This is a genomic window from Cupriavidus sp. DF5525 (assembly GCF_040149425.2).
GTDB lineage: Bacteria > Pseudomonadota > Gammaproteobacteria > Burkholderiales > Burkholderiaceae > Cupriavidus > Cupriavidus pickettii_A.
This window is the reverse complement of sequence record NZ_CP168266.1, coordinates 589,005-612,070: the sequence shown is the minus strand read 5'-3', so window position 1 is coordinate 612,070 and position 23,066 is coordinate 589,005. Positions and strand designations below refer to the sequence as shown.

Here is a 23,066-nt window from a genome sequence, read left to right as displayed (position 1 = left end):
CAGTTTTTGGCTTTGATTTTACCGGGCCTGGCGCGCCTGAGCAGGCGCGCGCCCTTGGTTCCCCTTGGCGATCAAGCTCGCGAAATGTCCCGCTCGGCGCAAGGCGAGAGAGAGGTCGCCGAAAAAATTGCCGCCGACAGGAGGCTTGCCGACGCCGACGCCGCCACCGAACCGGTGCTCGGACAGCAGCCGTCTTAGCCTGCACCATTGTCCACCCGCGGAGGCCGACGAGCCATCCTTTGCCGATAACTGCGCGTTATCGTCGAATCCCGGCCAACCCTCAACTCCTCGGGAGTGCGGGGAAATCCTCACAGAACCACAGGGGTTTGGCAAGCCACGCGGCCAGCACCTCGTGGCCCACGGCTTGTTCGGCAAGCCAACCATCTCCGGCATCGATCGTCCCACGGGGCTGCTCCAATTGGGCAAGCCCGCGTGCTAGGGTGCATCGCCCACTTCGGAGAAACGCGAACTAGACCTGGCACACGGCGTGGTCAGGGAGAGCGTTCATGCGCGCCGGCATGTCAGCGAGCCGCACCGACATTCAATGCTGCGCTCAAACAAAACCAAGCGGAAGTAGGCGCACAAGAGCGAGTAGCCGCGCCGGTCGCCGAGGGCACACAAGAAAAAGAGCCAGCCCCGATGTCTGAATGAGTGCGGACCGGCCGCACCCGACAACGCGACCTTCAGTCGTGGAGATCAATCAGAAAACGCTGGGGCTTCGTGCCAATCCATGCCGGAGCCCTACCACGACCCGACCAGGTCTGCCCCGTTTTGGGATTGCGGTACTTCGGAAGGGGCGCAGCCTTTTTCTTAGTTGGAACCGCACCCGCAGCGCGCCCAACGCTTGGCTTGCCTGCAATGTCGTCAATGCTCAGGTCGTACTCCTGCATCAACTGCTGAATCTCCTCCACCACCTTTGGCACCTCCGCAGCCCACAACTGCTCAATTTGCGCATCGACGGATGCCAGTTGTGCGAGCAGTTCACGAGAGGTTACGGGTTTAGGTGTGCTTTGCGTTTCGGCAGGCGCTTCCCGCTTCTGTAGGCGCTTCCGGGTTTGCGTCACTTCAGTCGTTGCTTCCGAAGCGACGGCTTCAGCCAGCGTTTTCAGCTTCTGTCCGCGCTTCCGGGTTCGCGTCCCTTCAGTCGGAGCTTCCGGAGCGGCAACTTCAGTCGACGCTTTCGGCTTCTGTTGGCGCTTCCGTGGTCTCCGCTCTTCAGTCGTTGCTGCCGGGGCGGCAGGTTCTGTCAGCGCTTTCGACGTCTGTCGGCGCTTCCGTGGTCGTTTCTCTTCAGTGGATGCTTCCGGGGCCAGGGCTTCAAGCGGCTCTATCGAGGCTTGAGCTTCAGGTAACTCGCCCTGGACGTCAGGTTCAATCGACTCTACCGCCGCCGCGGCCTCAACCGGAGCTTCGGCGGTCAACGCTTCAGTCGGCGCTACCGACCGCATCGCTTCAATCGGTGCCTCAGCAGCGCCATACTCGACCAGCGCTTGCGGGGCGGCAGCTTCAATCGGTTCTTCCTGGGTCGGCGCTTCAGTCGGGGCTTCCGGGCTTGCGTAAGTCCGTCGGCGCCGATATGACACCGTCGCCTTGGCGCTGCTATTCCGGCTGGTCGTCCAGAAGTCCAGGCGTCGGGCCTGAGTATCAATGCTTCCAACACCGCCGCCTTCGCTACTGGCCTGACCAATGACGGGGTTCGCGTCGGACGCCACGTCAGCGCTGGGAACCTCCATCTGACCGGGAACGTCCGTCGCATCCTGCGCGACAAGTGGTTCAACCGCTTGCTCTGGGGCCAATTTGTTCTCCTTCGTCGAAGTCACTGCAGGTGCGGATGCGCTGAAGCATTCTAGCGGCTCTCGTCAACGGCGTCGTCAGACCTGCGGTCGACCATCCCACAACCAATGACGGAAGGCCCGGATCGCGTAGCGCGCGCCACGAGGCTTACCGCTATGGTTCCCACGTCCAGGGATTGAGCAGCGCGACCCGTGAAGCGACGAAATCTGAAACGTTTCGTGTTGCGACTGTCATTCCGTGCACCAGCGCGGTGGCAGCAATTAGGCCATCCCGCAGCGGCTGCGGGTCCGGGACATGCAACCTCGCACTCCTCTGCGCAACTGCCGTATCAATTGGCAAGATGCGTCCCGCAAACGCTGGTAGGACGTGGTTATCGAGCCAGGCTCGTAGAACCGCTCCCTTCGGCGGATCACGACGCTCGGCCAGCAGAACGCCTATTTCCAGTTCGTGGATCGTGATAGCCGACACGAACAAATCGGCAGCGGCGACGCTGTCGGCCCATTGAACGACGTGGAAATCAGCTTTTCCATGTCGAGCCTTGCGCAGTTCGGAGACGACGTTAGTGTCTAGGATGAACATCAGTCGAGGTCCGCCGGTCGAGCAAGTTCAGCATGATGGGGGATATCGAGATCAATATCCTCGGCTTCCGGCATGGCCAGCAGGTCAGCAATCTTTTGCTGACTACCAGTGAGTCGCTGATATTCCTCGATGCTCAACAGGACGTGAGAAGGTCGGCCTCGATCAGTAATGAAAACGGGGCCGTCCTTCGTGGCCTTCTTGGCGCGAGTTACATCCTGGTTCAGCTCTCGACTGGATAGAGTTGTGATGTGCACTTTTAGCCCCCTGCAGACCGACGATGTAGTTACGTTACTACACGAACCTATAGCTTGCAAGGGCCCATAGGAGACCGCGCCAAACCGGGGGCTGACTAAGCGGCAAGGCGGTGTTCTTATTCTCCGGCGATGGACGGATACCATCGGTCAACGTAAGACCGGAGTTGGTTATTGAGCACGGCCGTCCGGATTTGAAGCAGGTTGTGCGCGTGCCGAGGCTGCCAGGCCATCTGCTGCCGTTTGACGAATCGCTTGCTGACCACCTGGTTGACGGCCGACTCGACAAAACCTGAGGCAATGGGCTCTCCATGCCGATAGCGGTCACCGTAGTTCACGATGAGGTGCCGGTTGTTGTCCAGGTAGACAATGAACTCCTCGAGCTTGCCAAGGAGTTTGGCCTCCTCGGGGCTGGCCTCAGCATCCAGATCCCAGCCCAGGCTTTTTAGTCGGCGCAACGCCGGATAGGGGCAGCCGTGCCACAGGGGCCACTTGGAGCTATGCAGCGCCTTGATCAATGCCGCGTTGGTCGGGCCGTCGCAGTGTGCCGGCCGGCCCTTGATCATCTGTTCGAGGTTCTGTACCCGCATGGCGATGTGGAACCAATCGAGAACGTACTCACCGCGGTCACCAAAACCGAGCTGGGCGGTCAAACTCTGGATATGGACACACCATCCTCTTAAGCGTGTCGCAGCGAAGAACTACTCCCCTCCCCCACCAGCCGGCATCGGACGCCGCTTTCTCATGACCACAGTGGGAGCAGTGGTGTCGTTATCGGAGGGCACGCGTGTCGGACGTGTGCCAGGGCCTGATTGATGTGCCCCGGTATCCAATTGAATAGTCGATATGGCTCGCTTGTAAATAGCCTGCATACCGCCAGGCGTGCTGAGCATCACGACAAACTGATCGAATGACTCGATTGACCCGATTAGCCGGATACCATTGACAAGATACACTTGGACACGCTTTCGCTCTTTTCGCGCTGCGTTCAGAAAGCCGTTCTGCGGATTGGGGTCTTCAAGCTGCATTGGAGAAAAATGTAGGCATATGGAGCGTTGCGTAAGCCACGGAGCACAATATTGGTGCTCGCGCATGAGCCCGATCTGCTCCTACGTCACGTGAAATGCGCAATAAGCCGCTCTCTCGGCGGAATTGCGCATTGCGATTTGATTCCTACATTCTATCGCCTGCGAGCCGCGGTGGCGGCTTCAGACCCCACGGCCGCTGCGGTGGCGACCCCGGCGACCATCATCATCCCAATCCCCCGCGATTGGCTGCTACCCGACCTGGCAACCAGGCTGGGTGATATCGCCTCTCCTCCACACCAAGCATAATCTCCAAGCAATCCCCAACATTTTGGGTATCGGTGCCGATGCGCCACCGCTACCGCGGCTAACTGCGCATCAACGGCTGTAGTTCTAGCTTCCGGCTACGTGCCCTTGCCTTCGGCACGCGGCTGTCTCGGATACAAGATTACCAACCGCCTGCAGGTCCCTTCGCATAGCGACGCTGCGATAAGGCAACGTTATCGTGCCCTATTGCCGTGGCCCGGAAACGCCAGCGTTACGCTCCCGCTCAACACAGCTGGCGCCCGTGAAGGGGAAGCGTAACGGCATTAGCCGGCCAGTTTGAGTCAAGCCGGTCTCGGATTGTCGATGACCCGAACGACACCGAGCTTGAGACGGTCGTTTCAGGCAGCGCCTACGGCCGTTCCGCAAATCAGTAACGGCCGTTCCAACTGAACAGGGACGCCTACGATTGCGGTTAAGTGCGCTGCCTGATCGGCAACAAGAGCTTGGCTGCTATCCTCGACTCACCCACGCGGCACTTCTTATGCGCCTCGGTAAACGGAATCTTCCAACGACTTCCACAGGTCTTGCATAGTGGGGTTCGTGTTGGATATTGCACGATAGGACCGAATCTCCAGTTGCGCGCTCCACTCGTCGCCGCCGGCGCGGACAAGCCGGCCTGCGTCGATCTCCTCGCTGACGGCACTGAACGGAAGCCAGGCAACCCCGTATCCCTCGACAACCATTTTCATCAGCAGCATCGCCATGTCTGTTTCGTAGCAGGCGCGGAAATGGTAGGAGGTATCCACGCTATTCAGGATCACGTCGACCACCCGTCCCATAAAGGTAGTCGCCGTGTAAGCGAGGTATGGCAGAGGGGCAGTTGCAGAGCCAGGCAGTGCAAACATTGGTGCGCCACGACCGTTCGGCGCAGAAACGGGGATAAACGCTTCCTGTCCCAAGGTCAGGCTCACAAATTTGTCCTCGTCCAGTTGCATGGGGACGAGCGGATGGTGGTACCCAATCATCAGATCGCAACTGCCCTCGGCAAGGGCGATGACGGCGTCGTGAACATTGGCTGCGACGACGCGGGCATTGAAATCCCCGGAACGCTGGTGAAACTGCTTCAGCCATTTGGGCAGGAAGGTCAGTGACAGGGTGTGCCCGGCAGTGATCTGGATGGAGCGTCCAGGCATCCTGGCCTCCTGCCGCAGCGCTGAGCGAATCTCGGTCAGCGCGCCAACTGACTCCTTGCTCTGCTCACAAAACCGACGGCCGGCCGTGGTCAGTTCGACCGGATAGGTTCCACGGTCGACCAGCTCAACCCCGACCCAGTCCTCGAGCGATTTGACCCGCCGAGAAAGCGCCGACTGGGTGACGAATCGCAATTCGGCCGCCCGGGAAAAACTTTTGGTCTGCTCGATTGCCAGGAGATCCTCTATCCACTTCAGTTGCAATTGCGCCCCTCGACGTGCCGCCTGGTTTATTCGATGTTGTCGCCATGGTAAACCCGAGCATCGCCGGTGCTGTGCAAAAAAAGCGCCGTGAACTTCGCTTTACGCCGGCACAAAAGTGCTCCAGACTAAACTTATGAAAAGTATTCCAGTATGGAATACTTTTAGTGTACATCCTCATCAGCTCGGTTTCCTTGCGCTCCTAGAATCCGGTTGCGCCAATCAGGCGCACTGATGAGGAACGCGATGAGCAAGCAAGAGATTTTCAAGGGGACGCGACGCGAGCACGATTTGCTGGGCTACCGCGAGGTGCCAGCAGACGCGTACTACGGCATCCATACCCTGCGGGCGCTGGAGAATTTCCCGATTTCGGGCGACCCGATTTCGAAGTATCTCGAACTGATTGTCGCCCTGGTCGACATCAAGGAGGCAGCCGCACTCACGAACCGGGACCTCGGCCTGCTCGATGACGCGCGCTGCCAAGCCATCGTCGACGCCTGCAAGGCGATCCGCACAGGTCAGCACGCTGAACAGTTTGCGGTGGATCTCATCCAGGGTGGCGCCGGGACCTCGACGAATATGAACGCCAACGAGGTCGTCTGCAACAAGGCGCTGGAACTGCTCGGTCACCAGCGTGGGGAGTACGAGGTTCTGCACCCCAACGAACACGTCAACATGAGTCAATCGACCAATGACGTCTACCCGACCGCCTTGAAGGTTGCGACTTATCGCAGTGCGCTCCGGCTGCTGGACCAGATGTCGCTTCTGGAAGCGTCGTTCAAACGCAAGGCGACAGAATTCCGCACCATGCTGAAAGTCGGCCGTACGCAGTTGCAGGATGCCGTGCCGATGACGCTTGGCCAGGAATTCGCCACGTACGCGGTCATGCTCAACGAGGATCGCCAACGACTGGCCGAGGCGCTCCCACTGATCAGCGAGATCAACCTCGGCGCGACCGCAATTGGTACCGGCATCAATGCACACCCGGAATATGCAGTTCGCGTTTGTCAGCACCTCTGCACCATCAGCGGTCTGCCGTTGCATACGGCCCCCTACCTGATCGAGGCGACGCAAGACTGTGGCGCGTTTGTGCAATTGTCGGGCGTTCTCAAGCGCATCGCCGTCAAGCTTTCCAAGGTGTGCAACGACTTGCGCCTGCTGTCGAGCGGCCCCCGCGCGGGATTCGGCGAAATCAACCTGCCTCCCGTCCAGGCCGGCTCGAGCATCATGCCGGGCAAGGTCAATCCGGTGATTCCGGAAGTCATGAACCAGGTGGCCTTCGAAGTGATTGGCAACGACATGACCATCACCATGGCCGCCGAGGCCGGGCAACTGCAGCTCAACGCCTTCGAGCCGGTCATTGCCTATTCGCTGTTCCGCAGCATCAGCCACCTGACTCAGGCATGCGCCACGCTGGATGAAAAGTGCGTGCGTGGGATTACGGCAAATCCCGAGCATATGCGCGAGATGCTGGACCGCTCGATCGTCCTGGTGACCGCGTTGAATCCCTACATCGGCTACGCCAATTCAACGGAAGTTGCACGGGAAGCCCTGGAAACCGGACGCAAGGTCGCTGACATCGTTCTCGAACGCGGACTTCTCTCGGCAGCAGCGCTGGCGGAGATCCTGCGCCCCGAGGTCCTGACTGCGCCACGTGCACCGGTTGCACTCAACCAATAAGGCATCAGGAATCGTCAGAATTTCTGGCAACACCATCAGCAGGTGGAGGAAACAGTGAATACAAAAAAATTGACCACGCAAATCGTGGTCGCAATGGTGGCGGGCATCGCCGTCGGCTGGCTGTGCCATCACCTGGCGAAAGACGCCCAGGCGGCCAAGGAGATTGCTGGTTACTTCGGTATCGTGACTGACATCTTCCTGCGCATGATCAAGATGATCATTGCCCCTCTGGTTTTCGCCACCCTCGTTGGCGGCCTGGCCAGCATGGCAGATGGCGGCGCAGTGGGCCGGATCGGCCTGAAGGCCATGATCTGGTTTGTCTCGGCCTCGGCCATCTCGCTGGCGCTCGGCATGCTGTTGGTAAATCTCTTCCAGCCCGGTGCCAATCTGAACCTCGCATTGCCTGACGTGGGCGCGGCCACCAACCTGAAGACGGGGGATTTCAGCCTCAAGGGATTCTTCACCCATGTGTTCCCGAAGAGCATCTTCGAGGCCATGGCCAACAACGAGATTCTGCAGATTCTCGTGTTCTCCCTGTTCTTTGGCTCGGCGCTGGCGTTTGTGAAGGGCAGCGGCAAGTCCACCATCGCCAGCGGCATCGAAGAACTGACAAAGGTAATGTTCCGCATTACTGATTGCGTGATGCGTTTCGCTCCCGTAGGCGTCTTTGCCGCCATGGCAGCATCCATTACGGTAGAGGGCATCGGCGTGCTGGCCAGCTACGGCAAGCTGGTGGGCGAGTTCTATCTCGGCCTCGCCATCCTGTGGGCCATCCTGTTCGGCATTGGGTTCCTGTTCCTGGGCCGCAGCACCGGCAAGCTCGCGAGCCTGATCCGTGAGCCGATCCTGCTGGCATTCTCGACGGCCAGCAGCGAGTCCGCCTATCCGAAGACCATCACGGCGCTCGAGCGGTTTGGCGTATCCAAGCGCGTCTCGAGCTTCGTCCTGCCGCTGGGCTATTCGTTCAACCTGGACGGTTCGATGATGTACCAGGCCTTTGCGGTGATGTTCATTGCGCAGGCATACAACATCGAGCTGACGCTGATGCAGCAGTTGACGATTCTGCTGGTCCTGATGGTGACCAGCAAGGGGATGGCCGGGGTCGCACGCGCGTCACTGGTGGTCGTGGCCGCTACGCTTCCCATGTTCAATCTGCCGGAGGCCGGCCTGCTGCTGATTATCGGCATCGACCAATTCTTCGACATGGGCCGCACGGCTACCAACGTCGTCGGTAACAGCGTTGCTACCGCCGTAGTGGCCAAGCTGGAAAACGAGATTTCGCCCGTACCCGCTGAGGCAGTGGTGCCAGGTGAAGCGCACGGTACTTACACCGCGCAACGCACCCCTGGTACGTCAGCCGGCTAAACTTTCACAGGGACGCAAAGGAGGCAGGATCGCCTTCTGCCTCCGGCAACCATCGCTATCTCACAAGCATGCAACAGCTCACGTTCGGAATCATTGGCGGGCTCGGCGCACTGGCCGGCGCTGACCTCTTTCTCAAGCTGGTCAAGAGCCGCACAGTCATGGCCGACCAGGGCCGGTACCACTTCCTGTTCGAGCAGCATCCGTTTCGCGATGTAGCGACGCCACTGACGCGCGATGCGAGCATGACAAGCCGCAAGCTCTACGTCTTTAAGACTTGCCAGTCCTTCGAAAGCAGGAAGGTCGATGCGGTGCTCATGCCTTGCTTTGCGTCCCACACCTTCCGTGAAGAGCTTCAGGCGGAGCTGTCGGTGCGCCTCGTCAATATGCTCGATGCGTTGGTGCCGACGCTGAATGACGCCATACCCCGCGGTGGAAAAATTGGCGTTCTTGCTTCGGACTTCGTACGTCAGTCGCGCCTATTCGATGATAGCTTCGGCCGTGATTTTGAGATTGTGTATCCTTCCGACGCAGCGCAGGCCAGTTTAATGGACGCCATTTATGGTCCTGGGGGTATCAGGTCCGGCAATACGGAAGGTCTCGCCCTGGAGCGGATTTTCCAAGCCTGCCAGGAACTGCTCGAACTTGGCGCGGAGCTGATTGTCCCTGGCATGACCGAACTCTCCCTCGTGGCTGCCGCCGTGCAGCGGCGCGGCATCGCGTTCGTCGACGTGAACCAGGTCTATGCAGACTATGCCACGGCCCTGGCGGATGGGCAGGTCAATCTCGCGTTCAAGCTGGGCATCGTCGGTGGCGTCGGGCCTGCTGCCACGGTCGACTTCATGGGGAAAGTCGTAAAGAACACCACCGCGGCGAAGGATCAGGACCATATCAAGATGGTCGTTGAGCAAAACCCTCAAATACCCGACCGTACGGCAAACCTCCTGTACCAGGAGGCCGACCCGACGGTTGCCCTCTTCGCAACGTGCAAGCGGCTGGAGTCCGAAGGCGCGAACGCGATTGCGATTCCATGCAATACGGCGCACGCATATGTCGAGCGTATCCAGCCTCACCTTTCCATACCGATCGTCAATATGCTGACGGAGACGGTCCTGCATATCGTCGACAAGTACGGCAAAGGCGCGAAGGTTGGCCTGCTTGCGACATCAGGAACCGTGGAAAGTCGCGTCTATCACGAAGCAGCCGCGGGCCACCTGGAACTCATCACGCCAGCGCCAGAGATCCAGCAGATGGTCATGGATGCCATCTACGGCGCTGAAGGCGTCAAGGCTGGGCATACGCAAGGCCATTGCGCTGAGTTGCTACGCGCTGCGATCGCTCACCTGCACGGCAAAGGCGCCAGGGTGCAGATTCTCGGCTGTACCGAGCTCCCGTTGATATTTGCCCAAACGGATCAATTCGAGATTGGAAGCACGCAAACTGTCTCTCTGGTCGACCCTACGGACGTGCTCGCAAAGCGTTGCGTCCAGCTTGCGCGATCTGGCTGATCGTACCTGCCATCGTCACGATGGCAGGTACGTCCTTATTCGTCCATCCTGCAATTGAAGTCTCCTGATGTCCTTTTCACGATTGCTTCGGCGCATCGGCCTGTCGCTCACATTTTTTGGTGTATTCAGTCAGAACCTTAGCGCGGCTGAACCTCCGCGCATTGCCGCTCGCGCCTACATTCTCCTGGACGGAAAATCCCACCACGTGCTGTTGGAGAAGAATGCGGATGAACGACTGCAGCCGGCATCTCTGACCAAGCTGATGACTGCCTATATCGTGCTGGATGCGCTGAGTAAGCGGTCAATCAGGTGGGAGCAATTGGTGAGCGTACGTAGCGCTGACATTGCGATCGTGGCCGGCGATGAAGCGACCATGCAAGCTGGAAGTGATACCTTGAAGCCCATGATCGACGATGCAAATGCCTTATGCAGCGAACTCGCAGGGTTGGTGATTGCGATGGCAGGAAGCGATGCGAATAGCGTGTCAGGCGTTGCGGAGCCTGCTTTGGAGCATTGACATGAGGAAAACGTGGCTCGCCGCGACGCCGCGACGCACTGAGCGGGACGAAGCCGAAGCGTGCTGGCGAGGCAGTTTCTAGCAGAATTGCGCATGGTGCCGCCCAATGGGCAGGCTGGACTGGTGGGACGCGCCAAACTGGAAGCACGGTTCGATACCTCGGCATTGAAATAGACGATGCTCTCGAAATGGCGGAGCAAACTGAAGTGTGACAATCCGATAGCCGGCGAGCGGGCCGCTCGTCGGCTAGGCATCTGCCAAGTACGGCTCGTTAATCCGATGACAGAATCGGCCGACGAGCCGCCATTCGCCAGCCAAGGGCGAAAAGCCGCTATCGACTGAGCGGTCATCCATCGCCTGGGAGCAAGGCTGAGATTCCGTTCGCCGCCCCAGACTCCTTGCCTGGATGAGTCTCATGGCGTAAACCCCGAGCCGATTGGTCACCGCGCTGTCATCATTCGGAGTTAGAGTAAATCCTCTAAAAATGATAGCGACAAAGGAGACGCAGATGTTCCTCACGTCTGACCAAATCGCCGCCGCGCATCGTGCCAGCCTGGAAACCCTATACGGTCTAACGCTTAAGGTGTTCGAGAGTCTTGAGCGGCTTGCCGTGCTGAACCTGCAAACGAGTAAGGCCCATATCGCTGACGGCGCCAATGCTTCGTTGAGGGCGCTATCAGCAACGACTATTCAGGATATCCTGGCGCTCCAGGAGGAGACCCTCAAGCCGGCGCACGAGAAATTCGTGAGCTACATCCGCCAACTTTCCGAGATTTCTGGCGGCGCCCAGCTTGATTTCTCTGCGTTCATCGAAGCGGTCCAGGCTGCCAACGCAGAGAAGTTGCAGGCCTTCTTTGCGAAAGTCTCAGAATCCGCCCCGGTTGCTTCGGAGTCGACAATGGCCATCGTGAAGTCGGCCATCCACGCCGCCCAGACCGCTTACATATCAGTTCAGCAAGTCACGCAGGAAACGGCTGAGCTTGCGAATGTCACCCTCGCTGACGTTGATGTCGAATCAGAATCGGCCACTGCCGAAGATTCCGAGACCTGAGGAGCGAGACTTGCGGCCAAGCACTCGCTGGCTAGGGGCGATGGCCGTTCCCGGCCACTTTGAGACATCCGTCTCGAGATACTCGTTGACCGAATTGGCATCAGGAACGGTCGTTCAACTGCAGGAGCTTTGTGCTAAAGCCTAACTCATTGGGATGACAGCAGCGCTCTAGCCACGTGCGTTGACGCTGGCCTCATCTTGCGCACCAACGTGGCGGATGAACGGGAATGCCATCCGAGCGTTGCTCGGATCAATGTCTGCCGCGCGACGACGATACCCAGGCATCTCCAACCAGGCAAATTCGCAGCGAATGCGCTCAAGCCAATAGTCGATCGCCACGGACTATGGGCTACCGTATGGGCTGGCTTTCGGCACCATCCTGGCGGGCTGGACGCTGGCTGAGCAGGGGTCGACCTCATACGACAGGGCCCAGACGCCTACCGAGCCACCGGTGCCGAACTCATGCGCACCCGCTTCCTGACACTGTTGGCCGAAGCCTGCGGAAGTGCCGGACAAGCAGCGACGGGACTTGCGTCGCTAGCCGAGGCGACTCGCCGTGACGGAGCAGAGTGGGGAGCGCTTGTACGAAGCCGAGGTGCACCGCGTCAAGGGAAAGCTGACGCATGGAAGCGAACTGGGACGGCGAGGCCAGCGAAGCCACCACGCGGGCGGAAGACTGCTTCCTCCGAGCCATCGAGATTGCGCGCCGGCAGGCGGCTCGCTCGCTCGCTGGAGTTGCGGGCGGTCTCCGGGGCTGGCCTCAGCGTCCAGATCCCACCCCAAGGGTGCACAAACCTCCCCTATAGTCGTCGATACATTCCTGCAAACGGGGGCGGATGTTACCGCAGAGGTTAAACAGCAACTCGGCGCCGACGCCTCTCGCTTGCACCGGGCTGCGCCTATTGGCTGGCAGCTCCGTGTGGAATCTGGCGCTCGGGCCCGGGCCAAGTTCACCGGAAGGAAGAAGGCGGCTTCAACCAGATTCTTGATGTGACCCGCCTGGTCAACGAGGCCGTCAAGCATGTCGTTGGAGGATGGCCGGCACTTGGGCACACGCGCCCAACAGACGGATGGTCGCTGAAGGAATTTTCGTCTTTAACAGGTGACCCTGCTCGTGGTTGCGGCCCATGCGCATCCCTGTCTTCGACGTCCGCGCGCGCCAGTTCCCTTCACCCTCCGGTACGGATCTGCGCGCTGCGCGGGAGTGGATAGTCTCGCGAGATCGTCTCCTGCAAAAATCTTGTAACTGCCTTGATGCGAGGCAAGTACTGCAGGTCTCGATGGACGGTCATCCATATCGTTCTGCTCACCTTTACCTGTCCATCAAGAATCTTCACCAAGCCAAAGCGCTCCGCCTTGGCGAAGGAAGGGAGCATCACGATGCCGGCTCCGGCGACCGCAGCGAACATTTGGGCAATCATGCTTGACGATTGAAAGCCGACTTTGGGCCTGGTGATGGCCTCGTCCAGCCACCTCACAGTGTCGAGCTGAATCAAGTCATCAACGTACGTAGAGAACTGGTGGTCAGGCAAGTCGGCTGGGTTTTCCGGAGTGCCATGTTTGGACAGGTAGTCCGAAGATGCGTAGAGGTGCAGCGGGAAAGCGCCGATGGGAACGACATCCAAGGACTTGCCATCTGGAGGAAAGAAGCTCAGAAACACATCTGCCTCCCGCTGGTTCACATGCATCTGTTGAGTGGTCGTGACCAGCTCCACTGCGATCTTCTGGAATCGACCCGAGAATTTCACGAACTCGCCGGCCAGGTACAGAGAGGCGATCCCTTCCATGGTGCCAACTCTGACCGTTCCGGACGGCTCCTTATGGGAGCCTCCCAAGAATTCTCCAAGCGCCACCACGTTGGATTCCATGGCTTCGACGTACTCGAGCAACGCTTGACCACGAGCTGTAATGTGCAGCCCCTGGTTGTCTCGCTCGAAGACCGGTGCGTTGATCGCCTCCTCCAAGCGACTAATGTGCCGACTAATCGTCGACTGGTCGCACTTGATGCGGCGCGCGGCGCCCCCAAGGGTCCCGGAACGTGCCACCTCAAGGAAGATTTTCAGGTCATTCCAGTTCGGATTGATTTGAGACATAGCGCGAAAGTCACGACAGGGTTTTTGCAAGGATAACTGCGGTTTTAGGGGAAACCCTATAGGCACTTTCCCTGTGCAACCCGCCCCAGATAAGGGCAAACGGCGCCTTGCATATTTGCAAGGCGCCGCGCAGAAGTTCGGCTTTTCACATCATGCGGCCATCTCTAATCTTCGCTTGCAGCAGCCCCCCCCAGCCCCTCTCCGCGCCTTGCATCCGTACCCTTGGACTGCGAGGCGCTCATCCCAACCGTTGAGGTTCGTTATGTCCAAACAAACCGATTGCCACATGCTCTTCAACCATCCGGATTTTGGCGCGCTTGTTCGCCAGCGTCGGCGTGTTGTTGTCCGGCTATTTGTCATCAGCATGGCGTTCTTCTTCTCACTGCCGCTGGTGTCGACGTTTGCACCTCAACTCCTTCTTATCAAGGTCACGCCGTCCACCACGCTAGGCCTTTGGTACAACGTGGCGCAGTACTTCATCGGCGGCGCCATTGCATGGCGCTACGCGATTCAACTTCGGCGTCTTGACGCAATGGCTGCGTCTCTCACGACCGACGCCAAGCCAGGCAAGTCGACGGTCAATGCCTCTGTTGCACAACGCACCATTGCCTGAGAGGCTGCCATGACAAAACGAATCTTCTATGCGGTACCGTTTGCCGTTGCCAGTAGTGCCGCGCTAGCGGACAACCCAACGCTGGTGAGCGCCGACAACCGCGGGCTAACCTTCGGCGTCTTCGCCGTGCTGTTCCTGCTCACACTCGGAATTACGTGGATCGCTGCCCGACGTAATTCCACGGCCAGCGACTTCTACACCGCTGGCGGAGGTATCGGTGCGCGAATGAACGGGCTCGCCATTGCAGGCGACTATCTCTCTGCAGCGGCATTTCTGGGTGTCTCCGGACTTATTGCGCTCTACGGTCTGGATGGCATCAGCTACGTGGTGGGCTTCTTTGTATCGTTCATTCCGGTACTCATCCTTATTGCTGAGCCCTGCCGAAATCTCGGGAAGTTCACCCTTGGGGACGTACTCGCGTTCCGCAACAACTTCCGAGCAACCAAGCTGGTGGTCGCCGTATCCAGCATCCTCGTCGCGCTCTTCTATATGGTGCCGCAAATTGTTGGGGGCGCCGTAATTGTACGTGCGCTAATTGGTATCCCCTATGAGCTCTCGGTGACGGCGGTCGGTACCCTGATGCTGATGTACGTCCTGTTTGGCGGCATGCGGGCAACCACTTCGGTGCAGGTTCTCAAGGCAGTGCTTCTGATCACCTTCTGCCTAATCCTCGTCATCCTCTCCTGGATGCCCTACGGATTTAACATCGAAGCCTTCTTCAGCGGGGTCATCTCTAATGTCTCTATCCAGCAACACGTTCAAGGGCTTGTTGCAGGAACGTCGCCGCTGAGCGTGGCCGATGCCGGTCAGCGCTTGCTCGCGCCCGGCTTGTATCTGAAGAACCCCCTCGAGCAAGTTTCTCTTGGCCTGGCACTCGTGCTCGGGACAGCCGCAATGCCGCACATTCTGATGCGCTTCTTTACGGTACCCAACGCGAAGGCAGCACGGAAATCCGCGCTGTACGCGATGTTCGCCATTGGCCTGTGCCACCTTCTGATTGTTGTCATCGGATTCTCTGCGGCGCTAAACGTGGGGCCGAAAGCCATCTTGGCGATGGACAAGGGAGGCAATCTTGCCGCCCCGATGCTGGCGCAATTCTTGGGCGGTGGCCCCGACAATCTGCTCGGCAACTTTATGCTGGCCATCGTTGCAGCCGTGTCATTCGCCACCATTGTGGCGGTGGTCGCAGGCTTGACATTGGCGGCCGCCTCGTCGCTCGCACACGACGTCTATGTTGGAGCCATCAAGAATGGCGTTGCAACCGAACGCGAGCAAGTCACGGCTGCCCGCATAGCCACGCTACTGATGGCGGTCATCTCTGTGGGAGCCGGGATCGCTGCCAAGGGCCAGAACGTCGCACAGCTTGTTGGTTTGGGATACGCGGTCGCTGCGTCCGCCAACCTTCCCGCCCTGATCTGCACGCTGTACTGGCCCCGCTGCAGTACCGCGGGCGTCGTAGCCGGAGTGCTGGGTGGCACGATCCTATCTATCGGCCTGGTGTTGATATCACCCAATATGACCTATCCGCTGCTACAGAAGGAGGCGGCCATGAAGACTGTCGCAACGCTCTCGAAGCAAATTTCAGACGCTCAGGATAGCGATGTCCGACAAAAGCTGGAAGCCCAGCGTGTGATTGCGCAATCTACCGCAGCGAGCATTTCGGACGATGCGCGCAGCATTGTGGGTCTGCACAGGCCACTCATCAAACTGCGCAACCCAGGGATCATCTCCATCCCATTTGGCTTCCTTCTTGTCTTCCTGTTTTCCCTGCTTAGCCGCAGCCATTTGTCTGAATCGCGTTGGGCTGAGCTTTCCGTTCGACGTGAAACTGGCATCGGCGCCGCTGAAGCCGTGGCGCATTAATCTTCTTGGAAAGGATCCACCATGACTCTCCCCATTGTCAAAGTCGCTGCTGTGCATGGAGCGCCCGTCTACATGAATGCCGCTGCAACGGTGTCGAAGGCGATATCGTTTATCGACGAGGCGGCTCGCCGCGGAGCAGAACTTGTTGTGTTTCCTGAGTCCTACATCCCGGGATTCCCCGTGTGGGCGGCACTTTGGGCACCCATCTACAACCACGACTGGTTCCGCCTCATGGTGTCAAACAGCATCCTCGCCGATGGCCCGGAAATCGCGCAGATTCAAGCTGCCGCCCGGCGCAACGGCGTGTTTGTATCCATGGGGTTTAGCGAGAGCACTGAGGTCAGCGTGGGTTGCATCTGGAACTCCAACGTCCTCATTGGGGACGACGGCTCAATCCTCAATCACCATCGCAAGCTTGTACCGACCTTCTATGAAAAGATGGTGTGGGCACCTGGCGACGGCCATGGACTTCGGGTGAGCAACACTCGCATTGGACGCATCGGTGCGCTGATCTGCGGTGAAAACACCAACCCCCTCGCACGATACGCTCTTGCAGCACAGGGCGAGCAGATTCATATCTCCGCATGGCCAGCCATCTGGCCGACCCGGATGCCCGGTTCAGGTCAGAACTTTGACAATCTGGCAGCAAATCGCATCCGAGCCGGCGGCCACTCGTTCGAAGCAAAGGCATTTGGCATCCTCAATGCCGGCTTCATGGACAAGACCATGTACGAGGCCCTCGCCACTAGTGGCGATCTCCAGGCCATTGAAGTACTGGAGAACACGCCTCGCGCGGCAACGCAGTTCCTGGACCCAACTGGCGCAGTTATCGGCGACACGTTGCAAACAGAAGAAGGAATCGCCTACGCGACGTTCGACATCAACGCCTGCGTCGAACCCAAACAGTTCCACGACATAGTAGGTTATTACAATCGCTTCGACGTATTCAACGTCGAAATCGACCGTCGGCGCCTCACACCAGCGAAGTTCTTACCCGAGGCAACGGTCACCGGTCAGGCACAACCGAGCGTTGAGCGAGCCGGCACCGAAGAGGCAGCGTCTGCCGATATAGCCTAACTGATTTTCGAGAATCAGCGACCGGCTAACGCCGGTCGCCGTCTTCTTGCTGAGTTTGGCATGGGCAACCAGCTGAGCCTAGGGCGCAACGCCTCCCTACGCGAGGCACGCGACCAGGCCAGCGTGGCTGCCCTCGAACAACGTCGGCTCTATCAGGGCGGACGCGTGCCTTACCTTTCAAGCCTCGACGCCGACCGCACGCTGGCCGATACCGACGCGGCGCTTGCCAGTTCGGACGCACAGGCGGCGTACTACCAGGTGGACCTCTTCCAGTCACCCGGTGGAGGGTGGCAGCGCAGCGAGCAACCAGCTCGCGATTGAGCATGCCCGCTCGCTTGCAAGCTAGACCGGTGCCTGCAAGTCAGCATCCGCTTTCAAGTAGGGTGCTGCAAAGTGGGGGACATCGCCTATGGCCGAAAAGCACCAAGCTTCGGTCGCTCGCAGTGTGCTATGCGAATCTCCGTGAGGGGTCGGCAAGAGACAACCGGGCACCTTACCGGCGGCGGCACCTCGCTGCTCAGCCTCACCCTGGCCGGTGAAGCGCGTCGTTGGCAGCGGAGGTGGCCGGTACCGGCGGCTAGGTCGTGCGACATAACCGGCAATTATGTCTAGATTTTCGGCTGTACCTTGTATCGCAGGAGATACAACCGATGGCTTCGGCAATGCGGCGTCAATGGGCGATGGCGCAGCCGCCACTCGCTCCACTGGTTGATTGACCGCTTCGGCAGTTGGAGCGGCCAGCCGCCCTCTCCCACGGGAGGGCCAATAGCGGCGCTGGACATTCGGTGTGGAGCGGTCGGATGTCCCTTCCTCGGCCGATCCAGAGTGGTCGGGGTCAGCAAGTCAGCGGCCTTATGAGTTGCGCGTCGGTCGATTGCCCTACCCCCTTCGACCACAAAAGCTTTTCGCTTGATGCATTGGGTCTGTCGCCTCACCTAAGCGCGATATTGCCCGTGCATCGCGTCGGATGCCTGCAAGTCAGAATCGGTGCACGATGCCGGTATAGATGCCCTGCTGACTTGCACCCGCCAGAGGCTTGTTGCTGCCGGCCTCGACTGAGAACACCGCATTCCCGCCGTTCAAGACGGTACCAACCGTCCCGTAAAGCAGGGTGCGCTTCGAGAAATAGTAATTTGCGCCCAGTGCCAGCAAGGTTCCATTGCCGGCAGCATGGTTCCGGATTGCCCTGTATGCACCACCAATCAGCGTCAGCGCTGGCGATGCCTGGTAATTCGCGCCAAACCAGAACTGTTGCTGCTTATTGGCGGCCATCGGATTGTCGGCATCTGCCACTGTTGCGCCGCCGGAGCGTGTGAGACTATAGCCCCCGAACAGCTTCAGGCTGCCCACCACATACGCGGCGCCGGCCTCATACAGGCGTGAAGCAGTGTATAGATTGGTAAATTCCCCATCGGCATCTCGAATTTCTTCGTAGATTCCCTTAATCAAAATGGGGCCGTTCTCGAAACTCACACTGCCAGCCAATTGCCTGCCGGCGTTGAAATTGCCTGCCATACCATTGAGGCCTGCCTGCGCCCGGAACGAGAGTCCTCCCCAGTCTGGTGAAGTGTAGGTAATGGCATTACCACGGGACCCCCAGCTTCTGCCATTTTGAAGTGTGCCAATGCTGGTGGCCTGCATGCCCATCGGATCGAGGGTCCAGCCCTCCGAGTCAGGCAGCCCCATGGCGCGACCGAGCCACAGGGTTCCATATGTGTTGCTGGAAAGCCCGACAACAGCGTAGCGGCTGAAGAGGCCTGTACCCGCTCCCAGCCCGTCACCCGATGAAAATGCGCTCTCCAGATTCATCACCGCGCTCAGGCCTCCACCCAAGTCCTCCCTGGCCCGGAGCCCCCACAGGCTTACCCCCCATTGATTGCTGCCGTAACGCAGCAAGCCGCCGGTTTGCCCGTTTCCGGTGGCGATCTTGTTCATATAGTCGACGCCGCCGGCAACTCGCCCATAAAGGGTGATACTGCCCTGCGCATTCGCGACCGCCGCCACAAGCAGCATGATCGCCGCCACAGCGGCCCTGGCACACTGCCGCTTCTTGCCATACCTCAGAAACATCTGTCCCTCCACCACCAGCTTCAATTGCTGACTTAGCTACGAAAATAGTCCCATGCTGCGCGTCGCAGAATCTCGTCAGGTCGGAGGCAATAGCATCCCTGCCCGTTCGTGAAATTCGAACAGACCTCACACCCTGATTTGCCCTTTTATGACTGGCGACTCCGACAGCGCCTCACAGGCCTGTCTATCGAGGCGACCTCGCGATGGCACCGGTCACGTCATTTCGGTCGGTCTCAGCCTGATGGATTTACCCCATTGTCGAACTCTGGCGGGAGCTCGGCGAGGCGCCCGATAGCGTGCTCGTTCGCCTGCCTCGGCAAGCCCATGCGTTGAACAAAGGCATCCACATCTAGTCTCCTACGGTTGTTCTTCCTGGCGGCGAAGCGATGCGAGAGCGACTGTGCTGGGCGAAGACCGGGAAACAGCCCCGGGTGCCTCTATAGAGTGACGTCATCATCTCGTCAGATACGTGGCGGCAAGCTCTCGCTTCGCCGATGTGCGTCTTATTAATTAATTCATGTTGAATTAAATAGTGTGGACGCATAAAACTCAACAGAGGGAATACCCGCGCGACGAATAAGACACCCCAGAGCGGAGCTGCTGTCCGTTGCTCTGAAGCTTCACTAGCAAAGTGGGCTTGACGGATAGGGCGGTCTAGCCGGCGACGTCGGCACCTATTCAGCGACCGCCGGCCATCGCACCGTCGCTTTTGCATCGTTGAACTGCGCTTCTTGAACTCTGATCATCGCGACGTGGGCCTACACTGGCGCCCTTCTACGTGTCAGCGCCGAACGCCACCATCAATTTGCTTACTGGCAGGGGTCCGAGGCACGTGCCAACGCCCCCCCGCCCGCGCTTCTCCCCCGCTTCGCCAGCCTGGAAGAAGGCGCCGATTACCGCGTGATCTTCGTAGAAGGCCGCCGAGTCCGTAATCGGATCGAGCGTGTTGGCGGCTTGCTGAGAGCTCACGCCGCCGATCTGGCCCAGCGCAAACTGGCGACAGTTGTAGTCATCGCCACGAAACTGGTCGAACGTCTTGTTGCTCCCCGGGAGCACCATCACGCTCGGGCCCGATGGCACATCACCGTACAGGCACCCAGGCCGAGCGTGACCGCAAGTAGGAGGGAAAGGGAACGCCGCTTCATCGTAGGACCTCCCGCACTACGAGGACGACGACTGGGCCGGCTCCGGTTTCCAGCCGCCCGGACAATTCTTGATGTATGGGTAGTAGCCGCTAGGCTGGTCGTAGCGGTACCACCATGCGTTCGCGTCCGACGCATCACCCTGCTCGATGTATTGCGCCTCGGGCGCGTAATACCCGGTGTAGTAATCCGGGTAGGGCCAGTAGCCGTATGGATACCCCCACCAGCCCAAGCCGCCGCCAACCACGACGGCCACGCGCGAGCGTCCATGGTGAAAGCCGTGGTGGTGAAAGCCGTGGTGGTGAAAGCCGCCGCCAGCGTGATGCCACCGCCGCTGCGTCCAGCGCCCAGCGCCGGACCGCTGGCGGCCATTGCCGCCCCTGCCACCAATGCCAGGGCGATCTGGCAAAGCCTGTGCCCGTTCATGATGTGTTGCCCGCGTTGCTGCCTGCCGCCGGCCGGGTCACTGCGGACCCTCGCCAGACTTCGTACTGCCGCCCCCATATTGGTTAACGTTTTGTTTTATTGCCCATACACCATGCAAAATCCCTGTTTATATCGATATCAAATTGGCGCCCGGCGTGCGAGCAGCACTGCCGCCCCACCGAGCGTCTTGCCCATGATATCTGCCGCAGGCCAGTTGCCCGACGTCGCGGCGCGGCCGGCGTCGCTGCACAGCGTCCGTATCCCAGGGCAGATCGGTTTGCCCTTCTCGGCCATCGCGTTGTCCGGCCAAGCGAACGAGCCGTGCCTGCAGGCCATGGCGATGGATGTCTGCGGCAGCCTGGGGGGCCATCCGGAAACCTGGCGCTAGATTCTCGGCAGCGGGCGCCAGGCGCACCAGCCGAGCCGCTGCGCCGCACGGGCATAACCGCAACCGGCGCAGTCCGTCATTATGTAAGCGGACGGACGCCCCGCTTTATTCCCTGTGATACGCGTGCTACGCAAGCCGGCGCCGCCGCTGGTATGCCGGCCCGCGCGGCGCAACTTGCCCAGCGATTCTCCAGGTTCAAGGGTGGGCGCCGCCGGTGCGATGTATAGCGTCAGCCGCGCCCGCTGCGTTCTGGTACATCAACTGCGCCGCAGGCCTGCTCTCGCCCGGCAGCAGCTGCCCCTGCTCGGCGGCCGCCACCTCCACCGGATGGCGCTGCTCGGGGGCGAACACCGGCGCGCAGACGACGCACGACAAGCGCAACGTTATCGTGCCTTATCGCCGCGCCTTGGCCCAGTAAGGGCCGACCGCCTTCCGGCTGGCGGAAGGCGCTTCCCGGCCAAGAGCGGCCAGTCGACGGCATCTGCAAAATCTCGGACAATCCACAAACCGAAGGCCCTCGATCTGCGAAGCGGCTACCACTTTGGCTATCGCCGCTGAACGGCGGCGAAAGTTGATCCGAAAACAAGCTACGGAGGACTGGCATATGACACCTAGCGAAATGCTCTCGCTTGACAGCCGAGCGCTCGGCGTGACGCCCGGCACGGTGAGTGACACGCAAGACCCGGCCGGCCTCGGCCGCATCCGCGTGGAGTTCATCCTGAAAGGCTCGCGGATCGAATCGGAATGGCTGCAGGTCATGATCTTCTATGCAGGCCCTAGCTACGGCGCGTTCTTCCAGCCCGCGAAGGGCGACACCGTGCTGCTCGCGTTCGGGAACGGCGACGCGAGCCGTGTCTATGTGCTCGGCTTCCTGTGGGATGGCGCGCAGACGCCGCCCGTTGAAATGGACCGGCAACAGGACATGCGCGTGATCCGGACCAAGAGCGGCAAGACGATCACGCTCGATGATTCGCAACAAGGCAAAGGCGGTATCGTCATCGTCGACAACAACCAGAACCGCATCGAGATCGATACGGCGGGCAACAAAGTCTCAATCAGCAGCGAGGGCGATCTCGAGATCAGCGCGAAGGGCAGCGTGACGATCCGCGGCGCACAGGTAACGGTGCAAAACACGTCAGGCAGCGTGAAGGTCGCGCTCTCGAACTCGATGATGCAGTTGCAAGGCGGCCAGAACATGAAGCTCTCGGCCACGATGATCGACTTGAACTGAGGAGCACTCCATGGGACAAGCCGCCGCCAAGCTAGGCGACAGCATCGTTAACGCCGCGGATATTCACATGGTGCTCGTGCCGAGCCCAGGCGGCCCCGTGCCGACGCCGCAGCCATTTCCTTTCAACGGTAGGATCACGATCAACACGAGCGCGAACGTGCGCATTAACGGGCGACCCGCCGCAAGGGTCGGCTCGATGGCGCAAAACGTCCCGCCGCACATCCCAACGTCGGGCACCTTCCAGGTGCCGCCGACAAACCTTGGACGGGTCGTGATGGGCAGCCTCACGGTACGGATCAACGGCCACGCCGCCGCGCGCATGGGCGACTTCTGCGAAACGTGCCACGACATTCCGCCGGTCGGCCCGCAAGCGCCACCGCCGAAGGTGCAGGTGATCGGCCTCTCCACGGTCATGATGGGATAGTGATGGCGGCGGCCCGTTTCACGACACGGGCGACGTTCTCTGTCGTGCTAGCGCTATTCGCCGAAGGCCCCCCCGGATCGCAGGCTTGACTGGCCGCTTTGTAGAAATCCGGGTGACTGCTCTGGGTCGGGAAGAGCCGACCGGATAGGGGCGGCAGGTCTTTGCCGGCGTCCACGCTGCTCTGGCTCTCCAGTGATGCAGACTAGCTTTGGCGATGCCGCAGACCGTTCATGAGACATACCTGGCAACCTAGT

The 23,066-nt window shown here is 59.8% G+C and carries 21 protein-coding genes and 3 pseudogenes; 13 read left to right on the top strand and 11 right to left on the bottom strand.

Annotated elements, in window-relative coordinates; translation table 11 throughout:
• Positions 1-683: 683 nt before the first annotated feature.
• The 6 genes and pseudogenes from ABNX08_RS24010 to ABNX08_RS23985 form a co-directional block, all read right to left on the bottom strand.
• Positions 684-1,820: an H-NS family nucleoid-associated regulatory protein gene (locus ABNX08_RS24010; RefSeq protein WP_349604469.1), complete on the bottom strand. Its 1,137-nt coding sequence runs from the start codon at positions 1,818-1,820 to the stop codon at positions 684-686.
• A gap of 127 nt (positions 1,821-1,947) precedes the next feature.
• The gene (locus ABNX08_RS24005) at positions 1,948-2,376 is read right to left on the bottom strand and encodes a type II toxin-antitoxin system VapC family toxin (protein ID WP_349604499.1); all 429 of its coding nucleotides are present in this window, start codon (positions 2,374-2,376) and stop codon (positions 1,948-1,950) included.
• Positions 2,373-2,627, bottom strand: coding sequence for a type II toxin-antitoxin system Phd/YefM family antitoxin (locus ABNX08_RS24000; RefSeq protein WP_022538192.1), 255 nt, complete (start codon positions 2,625-2,627; stop codon positions 2,373-2,375). Before ABNX08_RS24000 ends, ABNX08_RS24005 begins: the two co-directional genes overlap by 4 nt.
• A 116-nt stretch (positions 2,628-2,743) precedes the next feature.
• Positions 2,744-3,271 (bottom strand): annotated as a pseudogene (locus ABNX08_RS23995) (ISKra4 family transposase); the annotation flags it as partial.
• 144 nt (positions 3,272-3,415) lie between these two features.
• Positions 3,416-3,652: pseudogene (gene hfq / locus ABNX08_RS23990) on the bottom strand (RNA chaperone Hfq); the annotation flags it as partial.
• Positions 3,653-4,455: 803 nt separating this feature from the next.
• The gene (locus ABNX08_RS23985) at positions 4,456-5,370 is read right to left on the bottom strand and encodes a LysR substrate-binding domain-containing protein (RefSeq protein ID WP_022538189.1); all 915 of its coding nucleotides are present in this window, start codon (positions 5,368-5,370) and stop codon (positions 4,456-4,458) included.
• A 243-nt stretch (positions 5,371-5,613) separates the two neighbouring features.
• Between ABNX08_RS23985 and aspA the strand changes: the two genes are divergently transcribed.
• The 6 genes and pseudogenes from aspA to ABNX08_RS23955 all read left to right on the top strand — a co-directional run bounded on the left by aspA (position 5,614) and on the right by ABNX08_RS23955 (position 11,485).
• Positions 5,614-7,047: an aspartate ammonia-lyase gene (gene aspA, locus ABNX08_RS23980; protein ID WP_349604472.1), complete on the top strand. Its 1,434-nt coding sequence runs from the start codon at positions 5,614-5,616 to the stop codon at positions 7,045-7,047.
• Between the two features lie 54 nt (positions 7,048-7,101).
• The gene (locus tag ABNX08_RS23975) at positions 7,102-8,412 is read left to right on the top strand and encodes a dicarboxylate/amino acid:cation symporter (protein WP_022538187.1); all 1,311 of its coding nucleotides are present in this window, start codon (positions 7,102-7,104) and stop codon (positions 8,410-8,412) included.
• 68 nt (positions 8,413-8,480) lie between these two features.
• Positions 8,481-9,917: an amino acid racemase gene (locus tag ABNX08_RS23970; RefSeq protein WP_349604475.1), complete on the top strand. Its 1,437-nt coding sequence runs from the start codon at positions 8,481-8,483 to the stop codon at positions 9,915-9,917.
• Between the two features lie 67 nt (positions 9,918-9,984).
• Positions 9,985-10,434: a serine hydrolase gene (locus tag ABNX08_RS23965; protein ID WP_022538184.1), complete on the top strand. Its 450-nt coding sequence runs from the start codon at positions 9,985-9,987 to the stop codon at positions 10,432-10,434.
• Positions 10,435-10,574: 140 nt separating this feature from the next.
• Positions 10,575-10,646: pseudogene (locus tag ABNX08_RS23960) on the top strand (integrase); the annotation flags it as partial.
• 296 nt (positions 10,647-10,942) lie between these two features.
• The gene (locus ABNX08_RS23955; protein WP_022538183.1) at positions 10,943-11,485 is read left to right on the top strand and encodes a phasin family protein; all 543 of its coding nucleotides are present in this window, start codon (positions 10,943-10,945) and stop codon (positions 11,483-11,485) included.
• Between the two features lie 1,169 nt (positions 11,486-12,654).
• On the opposite strand, the gene ABNX08_RS23950 is transcribed toward ABNX08_RS23955, so the two are convergent.
• Complete coding sequence (locus ABNX08_RS23950) at positions 12,655-13,578, bottom strand: LysR family transcriptional regulator (RefSeq protein WP_349604477.1); 924 nt, start codon at positions 13,576-13,578, stop codon at positions 12,655-12,657.
• A gap of 262 nt (positions 13,579-13,840) precedes the next feature.
• On the opposite strand from ABNX08_RS23950, the gene ABNX08_RS23945 reads away from it, so the two are divergent.
• Genes ABNX08_RS23945 through ABNX08_RS23930 form a run of 4 tightly spaced genes read left to right on the top strand, consistent with a single transcriptional unit; the run spans position 13,841 to position 17,452 of the window.
• On the top strand, positions 13,841-14,191 hold the full coding sequence (locus ABNX08_RS23945) for a DUF485 domain-containing protein (protein WP_349604478.1): 351 nt from the start codon (positions 13,841-13,843) through the stop codon (positions 14,189-14,191).
• A gap of 9 nt (positions 14,192-14,200) precedes the next feature.
• The gene (locus tag ABNX08_RS23940; RefSeq protein WP_349604480.1) at positions 14,201-16,054 is read left to right on the top strand and encodes a cation acetate symporter; all 1,854 of its coding nucleotides are present in this window, start codon (positions 14,201-14,203) and stop codon (positions 16,052-16,054) included.
• Between the two features lie 21 nt (positions 16,055-16,075).
• A complete protein-coding gene (locus tag ABNX08_RS23935) occupies positions 16,076-17,131 on the top strand; it encodes a carbon-nitrogen hydrolase family protein (protein WP_349604482.1) in 1,056 nt (351 codons plus the stop codon).
• A gap of 60 nt (positions 17,132-17,191) precedes the next feature.
• Positions 17,192-17,452, top strand: coding sequence for a hypothetical protein (locus tag ABNX08_RS23930; RefSeq protein WP_349604484.1), 261 nt, complete (start codon positions 17,192-17,194; stop codon positions 17,450-17,452).
• A gap of 657 nt (positions 17,453-18,109) precedes the next feature.
• Here the strand turns inward: ABNX08_RS23930 and ABNX08_RS23925 are convergent.
• From ABNX08_RS23925 to ABNX08_RS23915, 3 genes are all read right to left on the bottom strand, one after another.
• Entirely contained in the window at positions 18,110-19,201 is a 1,092-nt protein-coding gene (locus ABNX08_RS23925; protein ID WP_041681046.1) for a porin, read from the bottom strand.
• A gap of 774 nt (positions 19,202-19,975) precedes the next feature.
• Entirely contained in the window at positions 19,976-20,263 is a 288-nt protein-coding gene (locus ABNX08_RS23920; RefSeq protein ID WP_374063705.1) for a hypothetical protein, read from the bottom strand.
• Positions 20,264-20,362: 99 nt separating this feature from the next.
• A complete protein-coding gene (locus tag ABNX08_RS23915) occupies positions 20,363-20,575 on the bottom strand; it encodes a hypothetical protein (protein ID WP_374063704.1) in 213 nt (70 codons plus the stop codon).
• Positions 20,576-20,611: 36 nt separating this feature from the next.
• Here ABNX08_RS23915 and ABNX08_RS23910 point away from each other — a divergent pair, with 36 nt between their 5' ends.
• Positions 20,612-21,157, top strand: a complete 546-nt coding sequence (locus ABNX08_RS23910; protein ID WP_349604487.1) for a hypothetical protein — start codon at positions 20,612-20,614, stop codon at positions 21,155-21,157.
• A gap of 195 nt (positions 21,158-21,352) precedes the next feature.
• On the opposite strand, the gene ABNX08_RS23905 is transcribed toward ABNX08_RS23910, so the two are convergent.
• On the bottom strand, positions 21,353-21,532 hold the full coding sequence (locus tag ABNX08_RS23905; RefSeq protein ID WP_349604489.1) for a hypothetical protein: 180 nt from the start codon (positions 21,530-21,532) through the stop codon (positions 21,353-21,355).
• A gap of 229 nt (positions 21,533-21,761) precedes the next feature.
• On the opposite strand from ABNX08_RS23905, the gene ABNX08_RS23900 reads away from it, so the two are divergent.
• Both ABNX08_RS23900 and ABNX08_RS23895 read left to right on the top strand, forming a co-directional pair.
• Positions 21,762-22,388 carry a phage baseplate assembly protein V gene (locus ABNX08_RS23900; protein WP_022535036.1) on the top strand — a complete coding sequence of 209 codons (627 nt, stop codon included), beginning with the start codon at positions 21,762-21,764 and terminating at the stop codon, positions 22,386-22,388.
• A gap of 10 nt (positions 22,389-22,398) precedes the next feature.
• Positions 22,399-22,812: a PAAR domain-containing protein gene (locus ABNX08_RS23895; protein ID WP_022535035.1), complete on the top strand. Its 414-nt coding sequence runs from the start codon at positions 22,399-22,401 to the stop codon at positions 22,810-22,812.
• Positions 22,813-23,066: the final 254 nt, after the last annotated feature.